We start from the raw sequence: 21,956 nt of genomic DNA on the forward strand, positions 1-21,956 counted from the left end.
GCCGCGGATACACTGCATCTTCACAGCGATTTCAATTTCACTGCCCACAGTTTTCGGAAAAAGCGCAGTACCTGTGGGAGCGGGCTTGCCCCGCGAAAAGGGCGACTCGAACTTGCAGTGTAGACACTCAGCCACCACCCGGCGCCAGCATCAGGTTCGGTGCCAGACGATGAAAGCCTTCCTCATCCAAGCGCATATCCAGTGCCAGGCTGGCCAAGTCATCGGCCAACGGCTCGGCCGCCGCATCGTTTTCCAGATAACTCTGCTTCAGGTAGCTGTTGCACCCCGGGCAGCACTCGGCCCGTAGCGGCGCCTTGCCCGGCGCATGGCGATCATCCTCCAGGCTGGTATAGCGCAGGCCCTTGCTCGACTCGCAGTACACGCACTTGACCCGCACCACATGCCACTCGCAGGCACACAACGAACACGCCAGGTAACGCAGGCCGTTGTGCTTGCCACGGTTGCGCACCACCCCGGCCATCGCCGGCGAGCCGCAGGCCGGGCACTGGGCCTGGCTGCCAGAGGGCTTGAGCTCGGCGGCCGGCAGCGCCAGCAGCCAGCTGAACCACGCGGCTTGTAGCGCGGCGCCGAGAAACGGCACCAACGCTGCCGGCACGGCGTCGAACTGCCCAGCCAGCAAGGCGATGCCCCACCCCTTGCGCTGGCTGTCGTCACTGTCGCGCAGTGCCTGCAACGCCACAGCCAACGGGCCGCTGGCCTCTTCGTCAAAGTGCTCGATCAACGCCTGCATCCACGCCAACCACGGCCCTTCGCGCACCAGGCTGTCGGCTGCAAGGGGCGGCAGCCCATGACTTATGCACAGGCGCTGACGCGCTTCGGCCACCGGTAAACCACTGGGCGGGTTATCCACAAGCTGCTGCTGGAAGCGGCACAGCCAGGCGATCAGGCGCAGGTAATCGCCAAGGGCATTACCCACTGCCAACTGCTCCAGCCGCTCGGCACGCTGGGCGAACAAGTCCTTGGGCGGCAGATGAATGAACGGCGGCGCCACCGCCGACGCTTCGATCTGCCCGGGTTCGAGTATCGTGCTCACACGCTCATCCTTCTTTACGTCCGTGATCGCCCGGCGTCTTGTCGCCAGTCACGTCGCGGTACCACAACTGATGGTGTTTGCGCGCCCAGGCGCGGCTGACCCAGCCATGCAGCATGGCGCCGATCGAGCCTTTGATCCAGATACCGGCGTAGATGTGCACGATGATGCTGAGGATCAGCACGAAGCCTGCCAGTGCATGGGCAAGCGACGCTACGCGTATCGCGCCAATATCGAAGTAATGGCTGAAATACGCGCGCCAGATCACCACACCGCTGATCAACAGCACCAGCATGCACACCAGCAGCGTCCAGAACAGCAGCTTCTGCCCGGCGTTGTACTTGCCAATAGGCGGCACGCCGTCTTCCCGGTTGACCATCACCCGGTCGATGCGGCGCAGCCACAGGCGGTCGTTGGCGGTGATGAAATTGGCGCGCCAGAAGCGCACTACCAGGCCAAGGAAGAACACGAACATCGCCACGCCCATGAACGGGTGCAGGATGCGTGTCCAGGGCCCGCCGCCGAACAGGTGGCTGAGCCAGAACAGCGCCGGGTGGAACAGCGCCAACCCGGAAAGCCCGGCCAGGAAGAACAGGATGGCGACGATCCAGTGGTTGGTCCGTTCGTTGGCGTTGTAGCGCAGGATGGGTTTGTTGTCGTTCATGGCCGCTGCTCCCCTTGCCCACCGGGCTGCTTCGGATCGTAGACATGCACTGCCGGGTCCACCTGGTGCACGCTGTCATCGGGCGGTGTGGGGTGTTCGTCCTCTTCGACCCGCTGCGGGCCGACCCGCACATAGTGGAAGAACCCGGCCAGCACCGCCGCGCCCATGGCCAGTAGCGCCAGCGGTTTGGTGAAGCCCTTCCACAAGCCCACCAGCGGGCTGATCACCGGTTGGTCCGGCAGGCCGGCGTACAACTTGGGCGTGTCGGCATGGTGCAGCACGTACATCACGTGGGTGCCGCCGACGCCGTCCGGGTCATACAGCCCGGCGTTGTCGTAGCCGCGCGACTTGAGGTCGACGATACGCTCGGCGGCATGCACCTTCATCTCGTCCTTGGTGCCGAACACGATCGCCCCGGTCGGGCAGGTTTTCACGCAGGCCGGCTCCAGGCCCACGGTCACGCGGTCGGAACACAGGGTGCATTTGTACGCCTTGTGGTCCTTCTGCGAGATGCGCGGGATATTGAACGGGCAGCCGGTGATGCAGTAACCGCAGCCGATGCAGTGGTCCTGGTTGAAGTCGACGATGCCGTTGGCGTGTTTGATGATTGCCCCCGGGCTCGGGCACGCTTTCAGGCAGCCTGGTTCGGCGCAATGCATGCAGCCGTCCTTGCGGATCAGCCACTCCAGGTTGCCGTCGTCGCGCTCGTGCTCGGTGAAGCGCATCAGGGTCCAGGTCTCGGCCGTGAGGTCCTGGGGGTTGTCGTAGGTGCCGTGGTTGTGGCCGACCTCGTCACGCAGTTCGTTCCACTCCGAGCACGCCACCTGGCAGGCCTTGCAGCCGATGCACTTGGTGGTGTCGATCAGCTTGGCGACTTCCTGCTGCTGGCGTACCGACGGCGGTACGGTAGTGGTGGCCGAGCGGGCGATGATGTCTTGGCTGGCCATCAGAGTTTCTCCACTTTGACGAGGAACGACTTGGACTCCGGCGTCTGGGTATTGCCATCACCCAGGAACGGCACCAGGGTGTTGGTCAGGTAGCCGTGCCGGGTCGCCCCGGTGAAGCCCCAGTGCAGCGGGATGCCGATCTGGTGCACGGTCTGGTTGTTGACCTGCAGCGGGCGAATCCGCTTGGTCACCACCGCCACCGCATCGATATGGCCGCGCTTGCTCGACACCCGCACCCGGTCACCCGCCTTGATGCCCTTCTCGTTCGCCAGCACCTCGCCAATCTCGACGAACTGCTCGGGCTGGGCGATGGCGTTGAGCCGGCAATGCTTGCTCCAGAAGTGGAAGTGCTCGGTCAGCCGATACGTGGTCGCCGCGTAGGGGAATTCATCATGGGTGCCGAGGGTGTCCCACACCGAATCGAAGATCCGCCCGGCCGGGTTGCTGGTGGCCTTCTTGTTCTGCGGGTGCAGTGGGTTGATGCCGATCGGTGTTTCGAACGGCTCGTAGTGCTCGGGGAACGGGCCTTCGGCCATCTTGTCGATGGCGAAGAAGCGCGCTACGCCTTCAGGGTTCATGATGAACGGGTTCATCCCGGCTTCCGGTGGCGAGTCGACCTTGAAGTCGGGCACGTCGGTGCCGGTCCAGGCCTTGCCGTTCCACCACACCAGGCGCTTCTTCTCTGGGTCCCATGGCTTGCCTTGCGGGTCGCTGGAGGCACGGTTGTAGAGGATGCGGCGGTTGGCCGGCCAGGCCCAGGCCCAGTTCTGCACCTGGTGCATGCCATACGGGTCGCTGTTGTCACGGCGGGCCATCTGGTTGCCTTGCTCGGTCCAGCAGCCGGCGAAAATCCAGCAGCCAGACGCCGTGCTGCCGTCGTCCTTGAGCTGGCCGAAGCCCGACAACTGTTGCCCGCCCTTGAGCACGGCGCCGGTCGGGTCGGTGACGTCGGTCACGGCCCAGCCGTTCATTTCCTTGGCCAGCTCCTCCGGGGACGGCTCTTCAGGGACCTTGTACGGCCAGCTGATGTTCATCAGGGCATCAGGGTAGGCGCCGCCCTCGGCCTGGTAGCGGTGGCGCAGGCGCAGGAACAGTTCACTCATGATGTGCACGTCGGTGCGGGTCTGGCCTGGGCCGTCGGCGCCCTTCCAGTGCCACTGCAGCCAGCGGCTGCTGTTGACCAGCGAGCCGTCCTCCTCGGCAAAACAGGTGGTGGGCAGGCGGATCACTTCGGTCTGGATGTTGGCCGTGTCGACGTCGTTGAACGGCCCGGCGTTGCGCCAGAACTCGGAGGTTTCGGTGGCCAGCGGGTCCATGATCACCAGCCATTTGAGCTTGGCCAGCGCTGCGGTGACGCGGTTCTTGTCCGGCAGCGCGGCGATCGGGTTGAAGCCCTGGCAGATGTAACCGTTGACCTTGCCCTGGCTCATCATCTCGAACATGCGCAGCACGTCGTAGGCCGGCACGTCGAGCTTGGGCAGCCAGTCGTAGCCCCAGTTGTTTTCTGCCGTGGCATTGGCGCCATACCAGGCCTTCATCAGGCTGACGTGGAACTTGCCGTAGTTCTGCCAGTACGACAGCTGCCCCGGGCGCAGCGGCTTGGAGGCGCGCTTGTCGATGAAGGCGGCGTAGTCCTGTTCGGCATCGCCGGCCAGGGTCAGGTAGCCCGGCAGCGAGTTGGACAGCAGGCCGAGGTCGGTCAGGCCCTGGATGTTGGAGTGCCCGCGCAGGGCGTTGACCCCACCGCCCGGCATGCCGACGTTACCCAGCAGCAGCTGGACCATGGCCGCACTGCGGATGATCTGCGCGCCGATCGAATGCTGCGTCCAGCCCAGCGCGTAGAGAATCGTCATGGTCTTGCCCGGCGCCGAGCAGGTGGCGATCTCTTCCCAGATCTTCATCATGGCGTCCTGCGGCATGCCACAGGTCATGCTGGCCAGTTCCGGGGTGTAGCGGCTGTAGTGCTGCTTCATCAACTGGAACACGCAACGCGGGTGTTGCAGGGTTGGGTCTACTTTGGCAAAGCCGTCCTCACCCAGCTCGTAGCCCCAGCCGGACTTGTCGGCATACACGCGCTTGGCGGGGTCGTAGCCGCTGAACAGCCCGTCCTCGAAGCCATAGCTTTCTTTGACGATGAACGACACGTCGGTGTAGTTGCGCACGTATTCGTGCTGGATCTTGTCGGTGCTCAGCAGGTAGTTGATCAGCCCGCCCATGAAGGCGATGTCGCTGCCAGTACGAATCGGTGCGTAGTAGTCCGCCACCGAGGCGGTACGGGTAAACCGCGGGTCGACCACGATCAGCCGCGCCTTGTTGTGCGCTTTGGCCTCGGTCACCCACTTGAAGCCGCACGGGTGCGCTTCTGCTGCGTTGCCACCCATCACCAGGACCAGATTCGCGTTAGCGATATCGGACCAGTGGTTGGTCATGGCGCCACGGCCGTACGTCGGGGCAAGACTTGCCACCGTCGGGCCATGTCAGACACGTGCTTGGTTATCGAACCCCAGCATGCCTGTTGCGCGGACGACCTTGTGGGTCAGGTAGCCAGCCTCGCTGGAGGCGGCGGAGGCAGCAAGAAAACCGGTGGTGAGCCAGCGGTTGACGGTTTGCCCCTGGGCGTTTTTCTCGATGAAGTTGGCGTCGCGGTCCTGCTTCATCAAGTGGGCGATGCGGTCGAGCGCCTCGTCCCACTCCACCCGCACCCATTCCTTGCTGCCCGCCTTGCGCACTTCGGGGTACTGCAGGCGGCTCGGGCTGTGGATAAAGTCCAGAAGGCCTGCGCCTTTGGGGCACAGCGTGCCGCGGTTGACCGGGTGGTCGGCGTCGCCTTCGATGTGGATGATGTTCTGTTTGACGTTTTTGCCCGCATCGCCTTGGCTGTACATGATCAGGCCGCAGCCGACCGAGCAGTAGGGGCAGGTGTTGCGGGTTTCGATGGTGTGCGCCAGCTTGAAGTGGCGTACCTGCTCGGCGAAGGCCGGCGTCGGGGCCATGCCCAACGCCGCCAGGCTAGAGCCTCCAAGGCCGACGGCGGCGACCTTGAAGAATTGCCGACGGTTGAGGTCCATCGTGCACTCCTGATCAGGTGGTGGACGCACGGAACATGGCCGGCGCCTTTTGGTAGTCATCACGGTGGCGGGTTTTTGATGGCCGCCAATGGATAAGACTAGTCAAGAATCGGGAAGGTGCGATGACGTGGGTCAGGGGAGGGGTTGGGGATCGGTGTGGGGCTGACAGATGCTCGCCACAACAGCTTCAGCGCCTGTGAGATCGAGCGCCGCCCGCGCGGCGCATCGCGACGCAAGGCCGCTCCTACATTTGTTTCGGGCCAATTATTCCTGAGGCATTGGCGCGCGGCCCCTTGGCGCCCGCCTCGATATCGCGCCGTACCAACAAGGCGGTCGCGCGCAAATGTCACAGACCTCATTGGCCCGAAACAGATGTAGGAGCGGCCTTGCGTCGCGATGCGCCGCGCGGGCGGCGCTCGATCTCACAGGCGCTGAAGCTGTTGTGGCGAACACCCCGTGCCCACCCTTTTCTCCCGACATGCACCTCACAGCCAACAAACCCACCCGCCGTAAGACATTTCTGAACCTGAAACCAAATGCTACAGGTTCCAGCCACTTAGGAGGTTGCATTGATCTCACTGGCCTCTTCGCGGTAAACCCCACAAGATCCCGCGAAGAGGCCATCAGCCGCCATGGCGCCAGTTGGCCCAAACGATAACGGGGCAATCAAGCAGCGCCCAACGGCCTAGGCAGATCACGCACCACATTAAGCGCCGCACTGCTCTGCGCCACCGGCATGATCTCGATGGTATTGATATTCACATGCGCGGGCTGGTCCGCAATCCAGGCCACCGTGGCCGCGATATCCTCCGGCAGAATCGCCTCCACATCACGGTACAGAGCCTGCACGGCCTCCACATCGCCCTTCAGGCGCACCAGCGAAAAATCGGTGCCCGAGCACAGGCCCGGTTCAATGTTGCTCACCCGAACACACGTACCGGCCAGGTCGGCACGCAGATTGAGGCTGAACTGGCGAACGAATGCCTTGCTGGCGCCATACACGTTGCCGCCTGGGTAGGGGTAAGTGCCGGCAATGGAGCCGATGTTGATGATCATCCCGCTGTCCGCCGCCACCATCTGCGGCAGGATCTTGTGGGTGACCATGGCCAGCCCGGTGACATTGGTGTCGATCATCCGCTGCCAGTTTTCGGCGCTGCTGGCCTGGGCGCGGTCGACGCCCAGCGCCAGCCCGGCGTTGTTCACCAGCAGGTCGATCTGCAGCGACGCATCACGGATCTGCTCGACGGCCTGCTCAAGCGACACCGGATCGGTGACATCCAGGGCCAGCGGGATGAAATTGACCCCCAGTTCACCCTCCAGTGCCTGCAGTTTATCCATGCGCCGGGCACCACCGATCACGCGATAGCCCTTGGCAACCAAGGTACGACAGATGGCACGGCCAAACCCCGAGGAGGCGCCGGTTACGAATGCGGTTTTCATCAGTTATCTCCGGTTGGGTAAGTCAGACCAGGTACTTCACGCCCAGGCTGGTGAACAGGCACAGCATCGAGAACACCAACACCTTGCGCACCACGTCGTTGCCTTTGCGCAAGGCCAGCGCACTGCCCATGTGGTTACCGAGAATGTTGCAGGCCACCAGTGGCAGGGCCAGCAGGTACACAACCTTGCCGGCCATGATGAACGCCACCAGTGCGCCGATGTTGGACGCGAAGTTGAAGGTCTTGGAGTTGGCCGAGCTGGACACCAGGTCCATGCGCAGCAGGTAGTGGAAGGCGATGATGAACATGCTGCCGGTGCCGGGGCCGAAGAAACCGTCATAAAAGCCGATGGTCAGGCAGGTCAGCGGCACCACGGTGTACAGCACCCGTGGAGACAGCTCGCGCTCCTCGACCGGGCGGTCCTTGGGGGTGAGGAAGATCAGGATGCCGACCGGGATCAGCGCCAGGATGATCTTGCCCACGGTCTCCTGGGAGATCGACACAATCAGGTGCGCCCCCAGGTAGGCCCCGAGCAACGAGAACGGCACGCCGACCAGCGCCACCTTCCAGACCATCTTGCTGTTGGCCAGAAAGTTGCGAATGGCCGCCAGCGTGCCCAGGGTGCTGACCAGTTTTTCTTGCCCCAGGGCCACTTGCGGCGGCATGCCCACCAGCAAAAACCCGGGGACCAGAAACAGCCCGCCACCGCCAGCAATGCTGTCGACGAAGCCGGCAATGAACGCGATCGCCCCCAGCATCAGGATCGCCAGCAGCCAGTGTTCCGCCCAGAAAGCGCCTAACAGTTCCATAGCATTACTTCCATCGAGTGGTTGAGTGAGATCAGGAGCGCACTTCGTAGAGGTGATCGGCGCGGGTGAAATGCACACGGTTCAGGTCGTTGACCGCGAACAGGCGCATCAGCCAGCGGTCGGCACCGTCGTTTTGCGGCTCGAAGCCATCACGGGCATGCAACACGCGCTGGTTCTTGAACACCATGAAGTCGCCCGGCAGCAGCAGGTGCGGCTCATCGAAGCGGCGGGTTTCCAGCACGCCGCGCAGGCTGGCCAGGGCTTGCTCGGCACGCAGGTTCAGCCCGTGGGTGTTTTCGCTGTCGAAACGGCACAGCCACTCGTCCGCGTTGCCACGTGCCAGCACGGGCAGCTCCGCGGTGCAGCGCCGATTGGCGGTGAACGAGTCGGGGCGGCGAATTTCGAACTGTGGCTGGCAAAGCTCGCGCACGCTGGCCGCGGGCAGCGCCGCCACTACGGCATCGAGGTTGACCAGGGTTGTGCTGATACGCGGGTCACAGCGCATGCCGAAGAACGACAGGTACTCCGGGCAGCACGAAGCGCTGCCCAGTGGCTCGGACGACAACGGCAAGTCGGGGTTGTCGACGTGGTAGGAAAAGCGCAGCCGCGAGCCGTGGGAGCTCTTGTGGCTGGACGAGGTACGCGCCGGGATGACATGGCGGAACAGGCGCCCGTCGTTCTCCCCTTCATAAACGATCGGGTTGATCCCCATCAGGCTCTGCATGGTCAGGCTGACCAGGCAGGCTATCGGCGTGCTGCGCGGGCTGAGTACCCCGGAGTACGGCGTAGGGGGGACGTCGCGGTCGCGTGGGCAGTTGCGCACGATCATGCAGGTCAGCTGCGGGTCTTCGACGAAGCCACGAATCTGTTGGCAGAGTGCTTTGCCCAGCACTTCCTGTGCCTGGTCCTTGAGCTGCGGATAGAGCTCTTTGCTGGTTTCAAAATCGAGGGGGGTATTGTTCAGTACGGTTTGCCAGGCACTTGAAGTCACCCAAGGCAGGCGAATCTCCAGTGAAGTCTGAGGCTCGGCTGCTTGTTGCAGGTGTGCGCTTTCCATTTCGAGTGTTAGTCCATTGAGCTAGCTTGTGGCCATTCGGTGTCGTGCTAAGCCGGGCAGAGGCGGCAGACATTGTCTTTTTTTTGAAGCCGTTCACAGCTGTGCGATGGGGGTGGCGGAGGCAGAAAGGGCACCCGTCAATTGCATCGACTCAATCATTGTAATTACAAAAATAGAATCGACTCAATTTATTTCATCATCAAGAAAGAACATCGATTGAATCGATTCAATCAACTTATTGATTTCAAAAGATTTCTGGAAAAACCGCCGTAGACACGCGTGCCTAGTGCCGAGTACAGCCGGAACGCGATTCGCCCCTTCCTCCGTTTTTGTTTAGCGAAACCACCTCAATCGGTGCAATTTACCTAGAAAAAAACACAATTACTCCTATCAGACCTTTCGTGCTAGGCTTTCGCGTTCTTGCAGCTTCTGGTGCCATTTCCATGTGGGTTCCTCACTACAGCGACCTGGCACAGCCGGTCTATCTGATGATCGCCGACGCCCTTGAACAGGACATCGGCAGCGGCCGGCTGACCGCTGGCGAACGCTTGCCGACACTCAAGGACCTGGCCGAATCACTGAACGTGACGCCTGGCACCATCGGCCGAGCCTATGACGAAGCGGCCAAACGTGGCCTGGTGGTGGGCGAGGTGGGGCGCGGCACCTTCGTGCTGCAGCAACGCCAGGCGCAGGCCCCGGCAGCACGCCCCTTGATGCCGCCAGCCGAACGCGAGAGCGGGCAGATCGACCTTTCGATCATCAAGCCCAATGACGCGCACATGACCGACTGGCTGCGCGGGGCAATAAACGAACTGGCCGCGTCACCCGACCTGGCCCAGGTGCTCGATTACGTCACCGAAGGTGGCCATGCGACGCACAAGCAGGCCGGAGCGGCCTGGATCCAGCGCTGGTTGCCTGATGCCAACTGGCAGCAGGTGGTGCTGACCTCGGGTGCCCAGCATGGCCTGCTGGTGGCCATCAGCAGCCTGTCCAAAGGCGACGACGTCATACTGTGCGAGTCGTTTTGCTACCCAGGCATCATTTCGCTGGCCCATAGCATGGGGCGCCGCCTGCGCGGTGTGGCCATGGACGAACACGGCCTGATTCCCGAGGCCTTGCGCGCAGCGTGCGTAGAACACCGCCCTTCCCTGCTGGTGTGCGTCACCACCCACCAGAACCCGACCAACTCGATCATGCCCCACGCACGCCGCGAAGCCATCGCCGCCATTGCCCGCGAGTTCGACCTGTTCATCGTCGATGACGATATCTACGGTTTCCTGGAGCCAGCACCTGGCTACAAGCCCTTGGCCGCCTATGCACCCGAACGCTCGGTATACCTGACCAGCTTGTCCAAGAGCGTGCTGCCAGCGCTGCGTATCGGCTACCTGTATGCCCCGCCGCAAACCCTGTCGCGGCTGTCGTCGATGGTGCGCAGCAGCGTGTGGATGCCATCGCCGTTGATGGCACAACTGGCCAGCAACCTGATCAACAGCGGCATGGCCGAGCAACTGGTGCAGGTGCAGCAGGACGAAGCGGCAACGCGCCAGCAGATGGCCCGTGAAATCCTCGGCAAGTACAAGATCCGCAGCCAGCCCTACAGTTTTCATATCTGGCTGGAACTGCCCGAACCCTGGACCAGCGACGAATTTGCCAACCTGGCGCGCAACAATGGCGTCACCGTGGTCAGCGGCAGCCAGTTCCTGCCTGAACGCAGCGCTGCCACCTGTGGCGTGCGTATCGCCCTGATGACGCCGAGCCGTTCGGAACTGGGCTTTGCCCTGACCAAGCTGGTCAGCCTGCTGGATTCGCCGGAGCCGCGGCTTTTCTACTAGGCGAATGACCTTGGACGGCTCGCTGCCGTCCTTTTGAGACAGGCCGACATCGGTTTCAGAAACGGACTACATCAACAAACGCCAGTCGCCTGCTAGGTTGCCCGAAAAATCCTAAGGGTAATGCTTGCATGAAAACCTATTACGGCCGTGCCAGTCTCCTCATGTGCTCGCTGTTGCTGGCGGCACCCTCGCTGGCTGATCCCCTGACAGCAGCCCCGCCTCCCTCCGCCTCGATCACTGCCGAAGCCGCCCGGGCAATGGCCTCAGCCGCCGAACGCGCTGCCCAGGCCGAGGGCTTTGCCATCGTCATCAGCATTGTCGACAACCATGGCAACCTCAAGCACTTCCACCGCATGGACGGCACCAGCAGCGGCAGCATCCAGGTCGCAAAGCTCAAGGCCGCGACTTCCGCCCGTTTCCCGCTTGCCTCCAGAACACTTGCAGAGCGCAGTGCTGCCCTGCCAGCGAATCCCTATGCGTCACTGCCTGGCTTCACACTACTGGGGGGTGGCCTGCCAATCATGGATGCGAATGGCCAGCATATCGGCGGCATCGGTATCAGCGGGGCTACGCCGGAGCTGGATGTGCAGTTTGCCCAGGCAGCGCTGGATGGCGATGCCTGACGCTCGGGGGGCTTACCTTTCATTTGCGCCCGTGAAGTTTCCTCGCACTAAAAAAAACCCAGGGCAAATGCCCTGGGCTTTCGATGTAGCGCGACGCCTAACCGCTCTGATCAGAACGGAATATCGTCATCAAAGCTGTCAAAGTCAGCGGCCGGCTGCGGCGCTGGCTGCTGCGGCGCTGGGCGCTGAGGAGCCTGTTGCGGGCGCTGGGCCTGCTGACGTGGTGGCGCCTGGTTGTATTGTTGCTGCTGGCCACCCTGGTTGTAGTTGTTACCACCACCTTGATTGTACTGGTCGCCGCCACCTTGCTGGTTCTGCGGACGGCCGCCCAGCAGCTGCATGGTGCCCTGCATGTCGACGATGATTTCGGTGGTGTAGCGCTTGATGCCGTCTTTTTCCCACTCACGGGTCTGCAGCTTGCCTTCGATGTACACCTGCGAACCCTTGCGCAGGTATTCGCCGGCGATTTCGGCAACCTTGCCGAACATCGACACACGGTGCCACTCGGTACGCTCGACCTTCTGGCCCGACTGCTTGTCGGTCCACTGCTCGCTGGTAGCCAGGCTCAGGTTGGTCACGGCGTTACCGTTGGGCAGGTAGCGGACTTCGGGATCCTGGCCACAGGTGCCGACCAGAATGACTTTGTTAACCCCACGGGCCATAACGTTCTCCTAGGCTTCGCACGCCGAAGAGGCTGGGTTCACCAGACGCTCGAGGGTCGTACGGTCCAAAATTTTCGTATCCAGTTTGATATAGATGGCGGCTTCTTCTTCCACCACAACGGCGTCGGTTACACCCGGCACGGCCATCAGGCGTTCGGTCAACCCGGCTTCCCGGACTGCCTCGGGCGTCAACGGCATGCGCAGGCTGGTCACATACGGCGGCTCGTTCATGCGCAAGGCAACGACCAGCCACACGGCACACAGCGCCGCACACCCCAGAAACACCATGTTCAGCCCACCGTGCTGGAACAACCAGCCACCGAGGATTCCGCCTAGGGCGGCACCCAGGAACTGGCTGGTGGAATACACCCCCATCGCCGTTCCCTTGCCACCCGCAGGCGACACCTTGCTAACCAGCGAAGGCAGCGAGGCTTCCAGCAGGTTGAATGCAGTAAAGAATACCACGGTGCCAATCACCAGTCCGCGCAAGTTGTCAGCCCACTGCCAGAAGAACACCTCCACCAGCAGCAACACACTGACCGCTCCGGCCAGCACGCGTTTCATCTTGCGCTTCTTCTCGCCATAGATGATGAACGGCACCATTGCAAAAAATGAGATGAACAGCGCGGTCAGGTACACCCACCAGTGTTCTTCCTTCGGCAGGCCGCCCCGTTCGACGAAGGCCAGAGGCAGCGCGACGAAGCTGGCCATGAGGATGGCATGCAGGACGAAGATACCGACATCCAGGCGCAGAAGGTCCGCATGGCGCAGGGTTGGGCCGAGCGCCTGGCGCGCAACACCCGACTCGCGGTGCTGCAGGGTGCTGTGGGAATTAGGCACGACGAAGGCGATCAGCAGGATACCGACCAGGGCAAGCCCCGCCGTGGCAAGGAACAATCCTGACAAGCCGAAGGCACTGGTCAACAGTGGCCCGACGACCATGGCGACGGCGAACGACAGGCCGATGCTCATGCCGATCATGGCCATGGCCTTGGTGCGGTGTTGCTCGCGGGTAAGGTCGGACAGCAGCGCCATGACCGCCGCGGAAATCGCCCCCGCGCCCTGCAGAATGCGCCCGGCGATCACGCCCCAGATAGAGTCGGCCTGGGCCGCCAAAATGCTGCCCAGGGCGAAGATCACCAGCCCCAGGTAGATCACCGGACGCCGCCCGATGCGGTCGGACACCATGCCGAACGGGATCTGCAGTACCGCCTGGGTCAGGCCATAGGCGCCAATGGCCAGGCCGATCAGCGCGGGCGTGGCGCCTGCCAGGTCCATGCCGTAGGTGGCCAGCACCGGCAAGACCATGAACATGCCCAGCATACGAAAGGCAAAGACCAGGGCCAGGCCGCTTGCGGCGCGGGTTTCGCTGCCACTCATGCGCTCGTTGTGGGTGTCGTGCATGGATTAACCTCGTGTGAACCGGCGGCGATTCTATCAGTCCGACAGCTAGACGGCATATACGCGACGCTTTGCCGCGTAATGGCAGCGCGCCGTATACTTCCTTGTTTATGCCCGCCGAGCGAGGCCGCAGTGGACAAGATCCTGATTCGTGGGGCACGTACCCACAACCTGAAGAACATCGACCTGACCCTGCCGCGGGACAAGCTGATCGTGATCACCGGCCTGTCCGGATCCGGCAAGTCCTCACTGGCGTTCGACACGCTGTACGCCGAAGGCCAGCGCCGCTATGTCGAATCCCTGTCGGCCTATGCCCGGCAGTTCCTGTCGATGATGGAAAAGCCCGACGTCGACACCATCGAAGGGCTCTCCCCGGCCATCTCCATCGAGCAGAAGTCGACGTCGCACAACCCGCGCTCTACCGTGGGCACGATCACCGAGATCTACGACTACCTGCGCCTGCTTTATGCCCGCGTCGGCACTCCGCGCTGCCCGGACCACGACATCCCGCTGGAAGCGCAGACCATCAGCCAGATGGTCGACCTGGTACTGGAGCGCCCAGAAGGCAGCAAGCTGATGCTGCTGGCCCCGGTAATCCGCGAGCGCAAGGGCGAGCACCTGGCGGTGTTCGACGAGCTGCGCGCCCAGGGCTTCGTCCGCGCACGGGTCAACGGCAAGCTCTACGAGCTCGATGAGCTGCCCAAGCTGGACAAGCAGAAGAAGCACAGCATCGATGTGGTGGTAGACCGCTTCAAGGTCCGCGCCGACCTGCAGCAGCGCCTGGCCGAGTCGTTCGAGACTGCGCTCAAGCTGGCCGACGGCATCGCGCTGGTGGCGCCGATGGACGATGAGGAAGGCGAAGAGATGATCTTCTCCGCCCGCTTCGCCTGCCCGGTCTGCGGCCATGCGATCAGCGAGCTGGAACCCAAGCTGTTCTCGTTCAACAACCCGGCCGGTGCCTGCCCGACCTGTGACGGCCTGGGCGTCAAGCAGTTCTTCGACACCAAGCGCCTGGTCAATACCGAGCTGACCTTGGCCGAGGGCGCGATACGTGGCTGGGACCGGCGCAACGTCTATTACTTCCAGATGCTCGGCTCGCTGTCCGCGCATTACGGGTTCAGCCTGGAGGCGCCGTTCGGCGAGCTGTCGGCCGAGCACCAGAAGGTGATCCTGCAAGGCAGCGGCAAGCAGAGCGTGGACTTCAAGTACCTCAACGACCGGGGCGACATCGTCAAGCGCTCGCACCCGTTCGAAGGCATCGTGCCGAACCTGGAGCGGCGCTACCGCGAAACCGAGTCGGCCACGGTGCGTGAAGAGCTGGCCAAGCTGCTCGGCACCCAGCCCTGCCCCGACTGCCGCGGTACCCGCCTGCGGCGCGAGGCCCGCCACGTGTGGGTTGGCGAGAAAACCCTGCCGGCAGTTACCAACCTGCCCATCGGTGAAGCCAGCAACTACTTCGGCGAGCTGACCCTGACCGGGCGCCGAGGCGAAATTGCCTCGAAGATTCTCAAGGAAATCTGCGAGCGCCTGCAGTTTCTGGTCAACGTCGGCCTGGACTACCTGACACTGGACCGCAGCGCCGACACCCTGTCGGGCGGTGAAGCCCAGCGCATCCGACTTGCCAGCCAGATCGGCGCGGGCCTGGTCGGGGTGATGTACATCCTCGACGAACCGTCCATCGGTCTTCATCAACGCGACAACGACCGCCTGCTGGCCACCCTCAACCACCTGCGCGACCTTGGCAACACGGTAATCGTGGTGGAGCACGACGAGGATGCTATCCGCCTGGCTGACTACGTGGTGGACATCGGCCCGGGGGCCGGGGTGCATGGCGGCCAGATCGTCGCCGAGGGCACGCCTGAAGAGGTCATGGCGCACCCTGACTCGCTGACCGGCAAGTACCTGTCCGGGCGCAAGAAGATCGCCGTGCCGGCCAAACGCACACCGCGCGACAAGAAGCTCTCGCTGAAACTCAAGGGTGCCCGCGGCAACAACCTGCAAAACGTCGACCTGGAAATCCCGATCGGCCTGCTGACCTGCGTGACAGGCGTATCGGGTTCGGGCAAGTCAACGCTGATCAACAACACCTTGTACCCGCTCGCCGCGACCGCGCTGAACGGTGCCAGCAGCCTGGAAGCCGCGCCGCACAGCAGCATGGACGGCATGCAGCACCTGGACAAGGTGGTCGATATCGACCAGAGCCCGATTGGCCGCACACCGCGCTCCAACCCGGCAACCTACACCGGTATCTTCACGCCTATCCGCGAACTGTTCTCGGGCGTGCCCGAGTCGCGCTCGCGCGGCTATGGCCCCGGTCGCTTCTCGTTCAACGTCAAAGGGGGCCGGTGCGAAGCCTGCCAGGGCGACGGCCTGATCAAGGTCGAGATGCACTTCTTGCCGGACATCTACGTGCCGTGCGATGTGTGCAAGAGCAAGCGCTACAACCGCGAAACCCTGGAGATCAAGTACAAGGGCAAGAACATCCACGAGGTGCTGGAAATGACCATCGAGGATGCCCGCGAGTTCTTCGATGCGGTGCCGGCACTGGCGCGCAAGCTGCAAACGCTGATGGACGTGGGCCTGTCGTACATCAAGCTGGGGCAGTCGGCGACGACCTTGTCCGGCGGTGAGGCGCAGCGGGTGAAGCTGTCGCGCGAGCTGTCCAAGCGTGACACCGGCAAGACCCTGTACATCCTCGACGAGCCGACCACCGGCCTGCACTTTGCCGATATCCAGCAGTTGCTCGATGTGCTGCACCGCCTGCGCGACCACGGCAACACCGTGGTGGTGATCGAGCACAACCTGGACGTGATCAAGACGGCCGACTGGCTGGTGGACCTGGGGCCGGAGGGTGGCTCCAAGGGTGGGCAGATCATTGCCTGCGGTACGCCGGAAGAGCTGGCCAAGATGAAGCAGTCCTACACCGGGCATTACCTCAAGCCGCTGTTGGAGCGTGACCGGGCCTGATCCGCCTGTGCATAAAAAAACCCCTGGTACCGTAGGTGCCAGGGGCTTTTTCGCGGGCTGTGGATAACTTACATCTGCGACTGCAGGTAGTTCTCCAGGCCGATCACCTTGATCAGGCCCTGCTGCTTCTCCAGCCAGTAGGTGTGATCTTCTTCAGTGTCAGCCAGCTGCGCGCGCAGGATGTCGCGGCTGATGTAGTCCTTGTGCAGCTCGCACAGCTCGATGCCTTTGCACAGCGCGGCACGCACCTTGTATTCGAGCTTGAGGTCAGCCTCGATCATTTCCGGCACGGTGCTGCCCACTTCGAGGTCATCGGCACGCATGTCGGGGGTACCTTCGAGCATGAGGATGCGGCGCATCAGCGCGTCGGCGTGCTGCGTCTCTTCTTCCATCTCGTGGTTGATGCGCTCGTAGAGCTTGGACAGGCCCCAGTCTTCATACATACGCGAGTGAATGAAGTACTGGTCGCGTGCTGCCAGTTCGCCCTTCAGCAACGTGACGAGGTAGTTGATTACGTCCGGGTGACCTTGCATCGCCCTGCTTCTCCATGTGAAAACATCAATGGACATAGTGTGAACCAGGTTGTGCTCGCGGTCACGGATAAACGCGCAATAACATGCAAAAAATCGCCTAAACAGTAGTGATATTCATTGAAAAACCGCCCAAATGAGGGCGGTTCTTCTTATCACTTCGAGTTAGGCGAGATTCACGCCCAACGCCTTGGCAACGCCCTCACCGTAGGCTGCGTCAGCCTTGAAGAAGTACTGGAGCTGGCGCTGGATCACATCCTCGCTCACCCCAGCCATGGCACCGGCGATATTACTGATCAGCAAGGCCTTCTGCTGTTCGTTCATCAGGCGGAACAACGCACCGGCATGGCTGTAGTAGTCGTTGTCCTCGCGGTGATCGTAGCGATCAGCCGAACCATTGAGAGCCAGTGCAGGCTCGGCATGGCGTGGGGACTGCTTGGGCGCGTCGCCGTAGCTGTTGGGCTCGTAGTTCGGCGCACTGCCGTAGCTGCCCGTGGCCATCGAACCGTCACGCTGGTAGCTGTTGACCGGGCAGCGCGGTGCATTGACCGGCAGTTGCTGGTGGTTGGTACCCACGCGGTAGCGGTGCGCATCGGCGTAGGCGAACACGCGACCTTGCAGCATGCGGTCTGGCGACAGCCCCACGCCAGGGACCATGTTGCTAGGGCCGAACGCGGCCTGCTCGACTTCTGCGAAGTAGTTGAGCGGGTTGCGGTTGAGCTCCAGCACACCCACCTCGATCAGCGGGTAGTCCTTTTGCGACCAGGTCTTGGTCACGTCGAACGGATTCTCGTCGCGGCTCGCCGCCTCGGCTTCACTCATCACCTGAATGCACACGGTCCAGCGCGGGTAGTCGCCACGCTCGATGGCCTCGAACAGGTCACGCTGGGCGTAGTCCGGGTCTGTACCGGCCAGGCGTGCCGCGTCGGCTGGAGCGAGGTTCTTGATGCCTTGCTGGGTCTTGAAATGCCATTTGACCCAGGTGCGCTCGCCTTCAGCACTGATCAGGCTGTAGGTGTGGCTGCCGAAGCCGTGCATGTGACGATAGCCGTCCGGAATGCCGCGGTCGGAGAACAGGATGGTGACCTGGTGCAATGCCTCGGGGGAGTGCGACCAGAAGTCCCACATCATCTGGGCGTTCTTCAGGTTGGATTGCGGGTGGCGCTTCTGGGTGTGGATAAAGTCCGGGAACTTGAGCGGGTCACGGATGAAGAACACCGGGGTGTTGTTGCCAACGATGTCCCAGTTGCCTTCCTCGGTATAGAACTTCAGCGCAAAACCACGCGGGTCACGCTCGGTGTCGGCCGAACCCCGTTCGCCACCGACGGTGGAGAAACGCAGGAAGGTTTCAGTCTGTTTGCCGACCTGCTCGAACAGCTTGGCGCTGGTGTATGCGGTGATGTCGCGGGTAACGGTAAACGTGCCATAGGCACCCGAACCCTTGGCGTGAACACGACGCTCGGGGATGTTCTCGCGGTTGAAGTGGGCGAGCTTCTCGATCAGGTGGAAATCGTCGAGCAGCAGCGGGCCGCGGGGGCCGGCAGAGCGGGAGTTCTGGTTGTCAGCTACAGGTGCACCGCTGGCGGTGGTGAGAATCTTGCTCATGGGCTCTCCTTATCGGTCTTGAAGTGCCGGCTAATCGGCTTGGATAGGAGTATTGACGAGCGGTTGTTTCAGGACAAATTCATTACATGACTTGTATCAATAGAAATTAACAATACGTGCACAAACAAAAAACCGGGCACTAGGCCCGGTTCTTTGTAGCAGACAGAACGTCTTACTCGGCAGCTTCTACAGCACCACCGACTGGACGATCAACCAGCTCGACGTACGCCATAGGCGCGTTGTCGCCAGCGCGGAAACCGCACTTCAGGATGCGCAGGTAGCCGCCCTGACGGGTGGCGTAACGCTTGCCCAGATCGTTGAACAGTTTGCCAACAGCGGACTTCGAACGGGTACGGTCGAAGGCCAGACGACGGTTAGCAACGCTGTCTTCCTTGGCCAGGGTGATCAGCGGCTCGGCAACGCGGCGCAGTTCCTTGGCTTTCGGCAGGGTGGTTTTGATCAGCTCGTGCTCGATCAGCGACACTGCCATGTTCTGGAACATAGCTTTGCGGTGAGAGCTGGTACGGCTCAGGTGACGTCCACTTTTACGATGACGCATGATTCATTCCTTACCAAACACTACGTTCGGTGATTACGACGATCAGGCGGTCGCCTTGTCGTCTTTCTTAAGACTTGCAGGCGGCCAGTTGTCGAGGCGCATGCCGAGAGACAGACCACGAGAGGCCAGGACGTCCTTGATTTCAGTCAGGGACTTCTTGCCCAGGTTAGGAGTCTTCAACAGCTCTACTTCGGTACGCTGAATCAGGTCGCCGATGTAGTAGATGTTCTCCGCCTTGAGGCAGTTGGCCGAACGTACAGTCAGTTCCAGGTCGTCAACCGGACGCAGCAGGATCGGATCGATCTCGTCTTCCTGCTCGACAACAACCGGCTCACTGTCACCTTTGAGGTCGACGAACGCGGCCAGCTGCTGTTGCAGGATGGTCGCAGCGCGGCGGATAGCCTCTTCAGGATCCAGGGTGCCGTTGGTTTCCAGATCAATGACCAGCTTGTCCAAGTTGGTACGCTGTTCAACACGGGCGTTTTCGACCACATAGGCGATACGACGCACCGGGCTGAACGAAGCGTCCAACTGCAGACGGCCAATGCTACGGCTTTCGTCTTCGTCGGTCTGACGGGAGTCGGCCGGCTCGTAACCACGACCACGAGCTACGGTGAGCTTCATGTTCAGGGCGCCATTCGACGCCAGGTTCGCGATTACGTGATCGGGGTTGACGATCTCGACATCGTGATCCAGCTGAATATCGGCAGCGGTAACCACCCCCGAACCCTTTTTCGACAAGGTCAGCGTAACTTCGTCACGACCGTGCAGTTTGATAGCCAGGCCTTTCAGGTTCAACAGGATTTCAATGACGTCTTCCTGAACACCTTCGATCGCGGAGTACTCATGGAGTACGCCATCGATCTCGGCCTCGACTACTGCACAGCCAGGCATGGAGGACAACAGGATGCGGCGCAGCGCGTTGCCCAGGGTATGGCCGAAGCCACGCTCGAGAGGCTCGAGCGTGATCTTGGCGCGGGTCGGACTGACTACCTGCACATCAATGTGGCGGGGAGTCAGGAACTCATTTACCGAAATCTGCATGGATGCACCTATTTTCTAGCCCTTACTTGGAGTAGAGCTCGACAATCAGGTTCTCGTTGATGTCGGCGGACAGGTCGCTGCGAGCAGGAACGTTCTTGAAAACGCCCGACTTTTTAGCAGCATCCACATCAACCCACTCAACGCGGCCACGCTGGGCGCACAGTTCAAGGGCTTGAACAATGCGCAGCTGGCTCAGCGACTTCTCGCGAACCGCGACCACGTCACCCGGACGAACTTGGTAGGATGGAATGTTTACAGTCTTACCGTTGACGCTGATCGCTTTGTGCGAAACCAGCTGACGGGACTCGGAACGAGTCGAGCCGAAGCCCATACGGTAAACGACGTTATCCAGACGGCACTCGAGCAGTTGCAGCAGGTTCTCACCGGTTGCGCCTTTTTTCGAGGCAGCAGCTTGGTAGTAACCGCGGAACTGACGCTCCAGAACACCGTAGATACGACGGACTTTTTGTTTCTCGCGCAGCTGGGTACCGTAGTCGGACTGACGGCCACGGCGCTGGCCGTGGATACCTGGGGCTGCTTCGATGTTGCACTTCGATTCCAGAGCGCGAACGCCGCTCTTCAGGAACAGATCGGTGCCTTCACGACGAGACAGTTTGCATTTTGGACCAATGTAACGTGCCATTCTTCTGTCTCCTGATTACACGCGACGCTTCTTCGGCGGACGGCACCCGTTATGCGGGATTGGCGTCACGTCGGTGATGCTGGCGATCTTGTAGCCGCAGCTGTTCAATGCACGAACGGCGGACTCACGACCTGGACCTGGACCCTTGACGTTAACGTCGAGGTTCTTCAGACCGTATTCCAGCGCAGCTTGACCAGCACGCTCAGCAGCAATCTGAGCTGCGAACGGGGTGGATTTGCGCGAACCACGGAAACCCGAACCACCGGAGGTCGCCCAGGACAAAGCATTGCCCTGACGGTCGGTGATGGTCACGATGGTGTTGTTAAAAGAAGCGTGGATGTGGGCGATGCCATCAACCACTGTCTTTTTGACTTTCTTACGAGGACGAGCAGCAGGTTTTGCCATGTCTATATTCCTGGGCGGTTACTTGCGGATCGGCTTACGCGGGCCCTTACGGGTGCGTGCGTTGGTCTTGGTGCGCTGACCGCGAACCGGCAGACCTTTACGATGACGCAGGCCGCGGTAGCAACCCAGGTCCATCAAGCGCTTGATCTTCATGTTGATGTCACGACGCAGGTCACCTTCGGTGGTGAACTTCGCGACTTCGCCACGCAGGGTTTCGATTTGCTCGTCGCTCAGATCCTTGATCTTAGCGGCTGGGTTTACACCAGCGTCTGCACAGATCTTCTGCGCAGTTGTGCGACCGACACCATAGATGTAGGTCAGCGAGATAACAGTATGCTTGTTATCTGGAATGTTGACGCCTGCAATACGGGCCATTCAGTGGGACTCCAATTGACAGCTACCTACGCCCCGGAAGCCAAGAAATAGGGCGCGAGATAATATCGCTGTAGAAACGAATAATCAACCCAGCAGCACACTAGCTGCTGGGTTTGAAGCGACGATCACAATCAGCCTTGGCGCTGTTTGTGACGCGGTTCCGCGCTGCAGATCACTCGTACGACGCCTTCGCGACGGATGATCTTGCAGTTACGGCACAGCTTTTTCACCGATGCACGAACTTTCATTACCGACTCCTCGAACCTTAGGGGCGT

Annotated in this window: 20 protein-coding genes; 3 read left to right on the forward strand and 17 right to left on the reverse strand. The window is 61.6% G+C overall.

Going from position 1 to position 21,956, the window contains the following annotated elements:
- Positions 1-127 precede the first annotated feature (127 nt).
- The 7 genes from fdhE to NP534_RS11000 form a co-directional block, all read right to left on the reverse strand.
- On the reverse strand, positions 128-1,054 hold the full coding sequence (gene fdhE, locus NP534_RS10970) for a formate dehydrogenase accessory protein FdhE (protein WP_047583468.1): 927 nt from the start codon (positions 1,052-1,054) through the stop codon (positions 128-130).
- A gap of 4 nt (positions 1,055-1,058) precedes the next feature.
- Positions 1,059-1,715: a formate dehydrogenase subunit gamma gene (locus tag NP534_RS10975; RefSeq protein ID WP_186661160.1), complete on the reverse strand. Its 657-nt coding sequence runs from the start codon at positions 1,713-1,715 to the stop codon at positions 1,059-1,061.
- Entirely contained in the window at positions 1,712-2,662 is a 951-nt protein-coding gene (gene fdxH / locus NP534_RS10980) for a formate dehydrogenase subunit beta (RefSeq protein WP_033703475.1), read from the reverse strand. The genes NP534_RS10975 and fdxH overlap by 4 nt, the downstream gene beginning before the upstream one ends.
- Complete coding sequence (gene fdnG, locus NP534_RS10985) at positions 2,662-5,730, reverse strand: formate dehydrogenase-N subunit alpha (RefSeq protein ID WP_274098733.1); 3,069 nt, start codon at positions 5,728-5,730, stop codon at positions 2,662-2,664. Before fdnG ends, fdxH begins: the two co-directional genes overlap by 1 nt.
- Positions 5,731-6,396: 666 nt before the next feature.
- Entirely contained in the window at positions 6,397-7,170 is a 774-nt protein-coding gene (locus NP534_RS10990; protein WP_274098734.1) for an SDR family NAD(P)-dependent oxidoreductase, read from the reverse strand.
- 22 nt (positions 7,171-7,192) lie between these two features.
- A complete protein-coding gene (locus NP534_RS10995) occupies positions 7,193-7,978 on the reverse strand; it encodes a sulfite exporter TauE/SafE family protein (RefSeq protein ID WP_033703479.1) in 786 nt (261 codons plus the stop codon).
- Between the two features lie 31 nt (positions 7,979-8,009).
- Complete coding sequence (locus tag NP534_RS11000; protein ID WP_274098735.1) at positions 8,010-9,035, reverse strand: TauD/TfdA family dioxygenase; 1,026 nt, start codon at positions 9,033-9,035, stop codon at positions 8,010-8,012.
- A 443-nt stretch (positions 9,036-9,478) separates the two neighbouring features.
- Here NP534_RS11000 and NP534_RS11005 point away from each other — a divergent pair, with 443 nt between their 5' ends.
- Both NP534_RS11005 and NP534_RS11010 read left to right on the forward strand, forming a co-directional pair.
- Positions 9,479-10,867 (forward strand): aminotransferase-like domain-containing protein, encoded by a 1,389-nt coding sequence (locus tag NP534_RS11005; protein WP_274098736.1) that lies wholly within the window; start codon positions 9,479-9,481, stop codon positions 10,865-10,867.
- A gap of 128 nt (positions 10,868-10,995) precedes the next feature.
- A complete protein-coding gene (locus NP534_RS11010; protein WP_077068794.1) occupies positions 10,996-11,490 on the forward strand; it encodes a GlcG/HbpS family heme-binding protein in 495 nt (164 codons plus the stop codon).
- A gap of 110 nt (positions 11,491-11,600) precedes the next feature.
- On the opposite strand, the gene NP534_RS11015 is transcribed toward NP534_RS11010, so the two are convergent.
- Both NP534_RS11015 and NP534_RS11020 read right to left on the reverse strand, forming a co-directional pair.
- The gene (locus NP534_RS11015; RefSeq protein ID WP_033703483.1) at positions 11,601-12,152 is read right to left on the reverse strand and encodes a single-stranded DNA-binding protein; all 552 of its coding nucleotides are present in this window, start codon (positions 12,150-12,152) and stop codon (positions 11,601-11,603) included.
- Positions 12,153-12,161: 9 nt separating this feature from the next.
- Positions 12,162-13,556, reverse strand: a complete 1,395-nt coding sequence (locus tag NP534_RS11020; protein ID WP_274098737.1) for an MFS transporter — start codon at positions 13,554-13,556, stop codon at positions 12,162-12,164.
- A 129-nt stretch (positions 13,557-13,685) separates the two neighbouring features.
- On the opposite strand from NP534_RS11020, the gene uvrA reads away from it, so the two are divergent.
- On the forward strand, positions 13,686-16,520 hold the full coding sequence (gene uvrA / locus NP534_RS11025; protein ID WP_274098738.1) for an excinuclease ABC subunit UvrA: 2,835 nt from the start codon (positions 13,686-13,688) through the stop codon (positions 16,518-16,520).
- Between the two features lie 68 nt (positions 16,521-16,588).
- Here uvrA and bfr read toward each other — a convergent pair whose 3' ends face one another.
- The 8 genes from bfr to rpmJ form a co-directional block, all read right to left on the reverse strand.
- Positions 16,589-17,053, reverse strand: coding sequence for a bacterioferritin (bfr, locus tag NP534_RS11030; RefSeq protein WP_008089766.1), 465 nt, complete (start codon positions 17,051-17,053; stop codon positions 16,589-16,591).
- A gap of 162 nt (positions 17,054-17,215) precedes the next feature.
- Positions 17,216-18,655, reverse strand: a complete 1,440-nt coding sequence (locus NP534_RS11035; RefSeq protein ID WP_274098739.1) for a catalase — start codon at positions 18,653-18,655, stop codon at positions 17,216-17,218.
- A gap of 172 nt (positions 18,656-18,827) precedes the next feature.
- The gene (gene rplQ / locus NP534_RS11040; protein WP_003255451.1) at positions 18,828-19,214 is read right to left on the reverse strand and encodes a 50S ribosomal protein L17; all 387 of its coding nucleotides are present in this window, start codon (positions 19,212-19,214) and stop codon (positions 18,828-18,830) included.
- Between the two features lie 42 nt (positions 19,215-19,256).
- On the reverse strand, positions 19,257-20,258 hold the full coding sequence (locus tag NP534_RS11045) for a DNA-directed RNA polymerase subunit alpha (RefSeq protein ID WP_003255452.1): 1,002 nt from the start codon (positions 20,256-20,258) through the stop codon (positions 19,257-19,259).
- 22 nt (positions 20,259-20,280) lie between these two features.
- Positions 20,281-20,901 carry a 30S ribosomal protein S4 gene (gene rpsD, locus NP534_RS11050; RefSeq protein WP_009681977.1) on the reverse strand — a complete coding sequence of 207 codons (621 nt, stop codon included), beginning with the start codon at positions 20,899-20,901 and terminating at the stop codon, positions 20,281-20,283.
- Positions 20,902-20,916: 15 nt separating this feature from the next.
- Positions 20,917-21,306 (reverse strand): 30S ribosomal protein S11, encoded by a 390-nt coding sequence (rpsK, locus tag NP534_RS11055; RefSeq protein ID WP_003255454.1) that lies wholly within the window; start codon positions 21,304-21,306, stop codon positions 20,917-20,919.
- A gap of 18 nt (positions 21,307-21,324) precedes the next feature.
- Positions 21,325-21,681 carry a 30S ribosomal protein S13 gene (rpsM, locus tag NP534_RS11060; RefSeq protein ID WP_003255457.1) on the reverse strand — a complete coding sequence of 119 codons (357 nt, stop codon included), beginning with the start codon at positions 21,679-21,681 and terminating at the stop codon, positions 21,325-21,327.
- Between the two features lie 131 nt (positions 21,682-21,812).
- Positions 21,813-21,929, reverse strand: a complete 117-nt coding sequence (rpmJ, locus tag NP534_RS11065; protein WP_002555468.1) for a 50S ribosomal protein L36 — start codon at positions 21,927-21,929, stop codon at positions 21,813-21,815.
- Between the last annotated feature and the right edge of the window lie 27 nt (positions 21,930-21,956).

It is taken from the genome of Pseudomonas sp. 39004 (genome assembly GCF_028682155.1).
GTDB lineage: Bacteria > Pseudomonadota > Gammaproteobacteria > Pseudomonadales > Pseudomonadaceae > Aquipseudomonas > Aquipseudomonas capeferrum.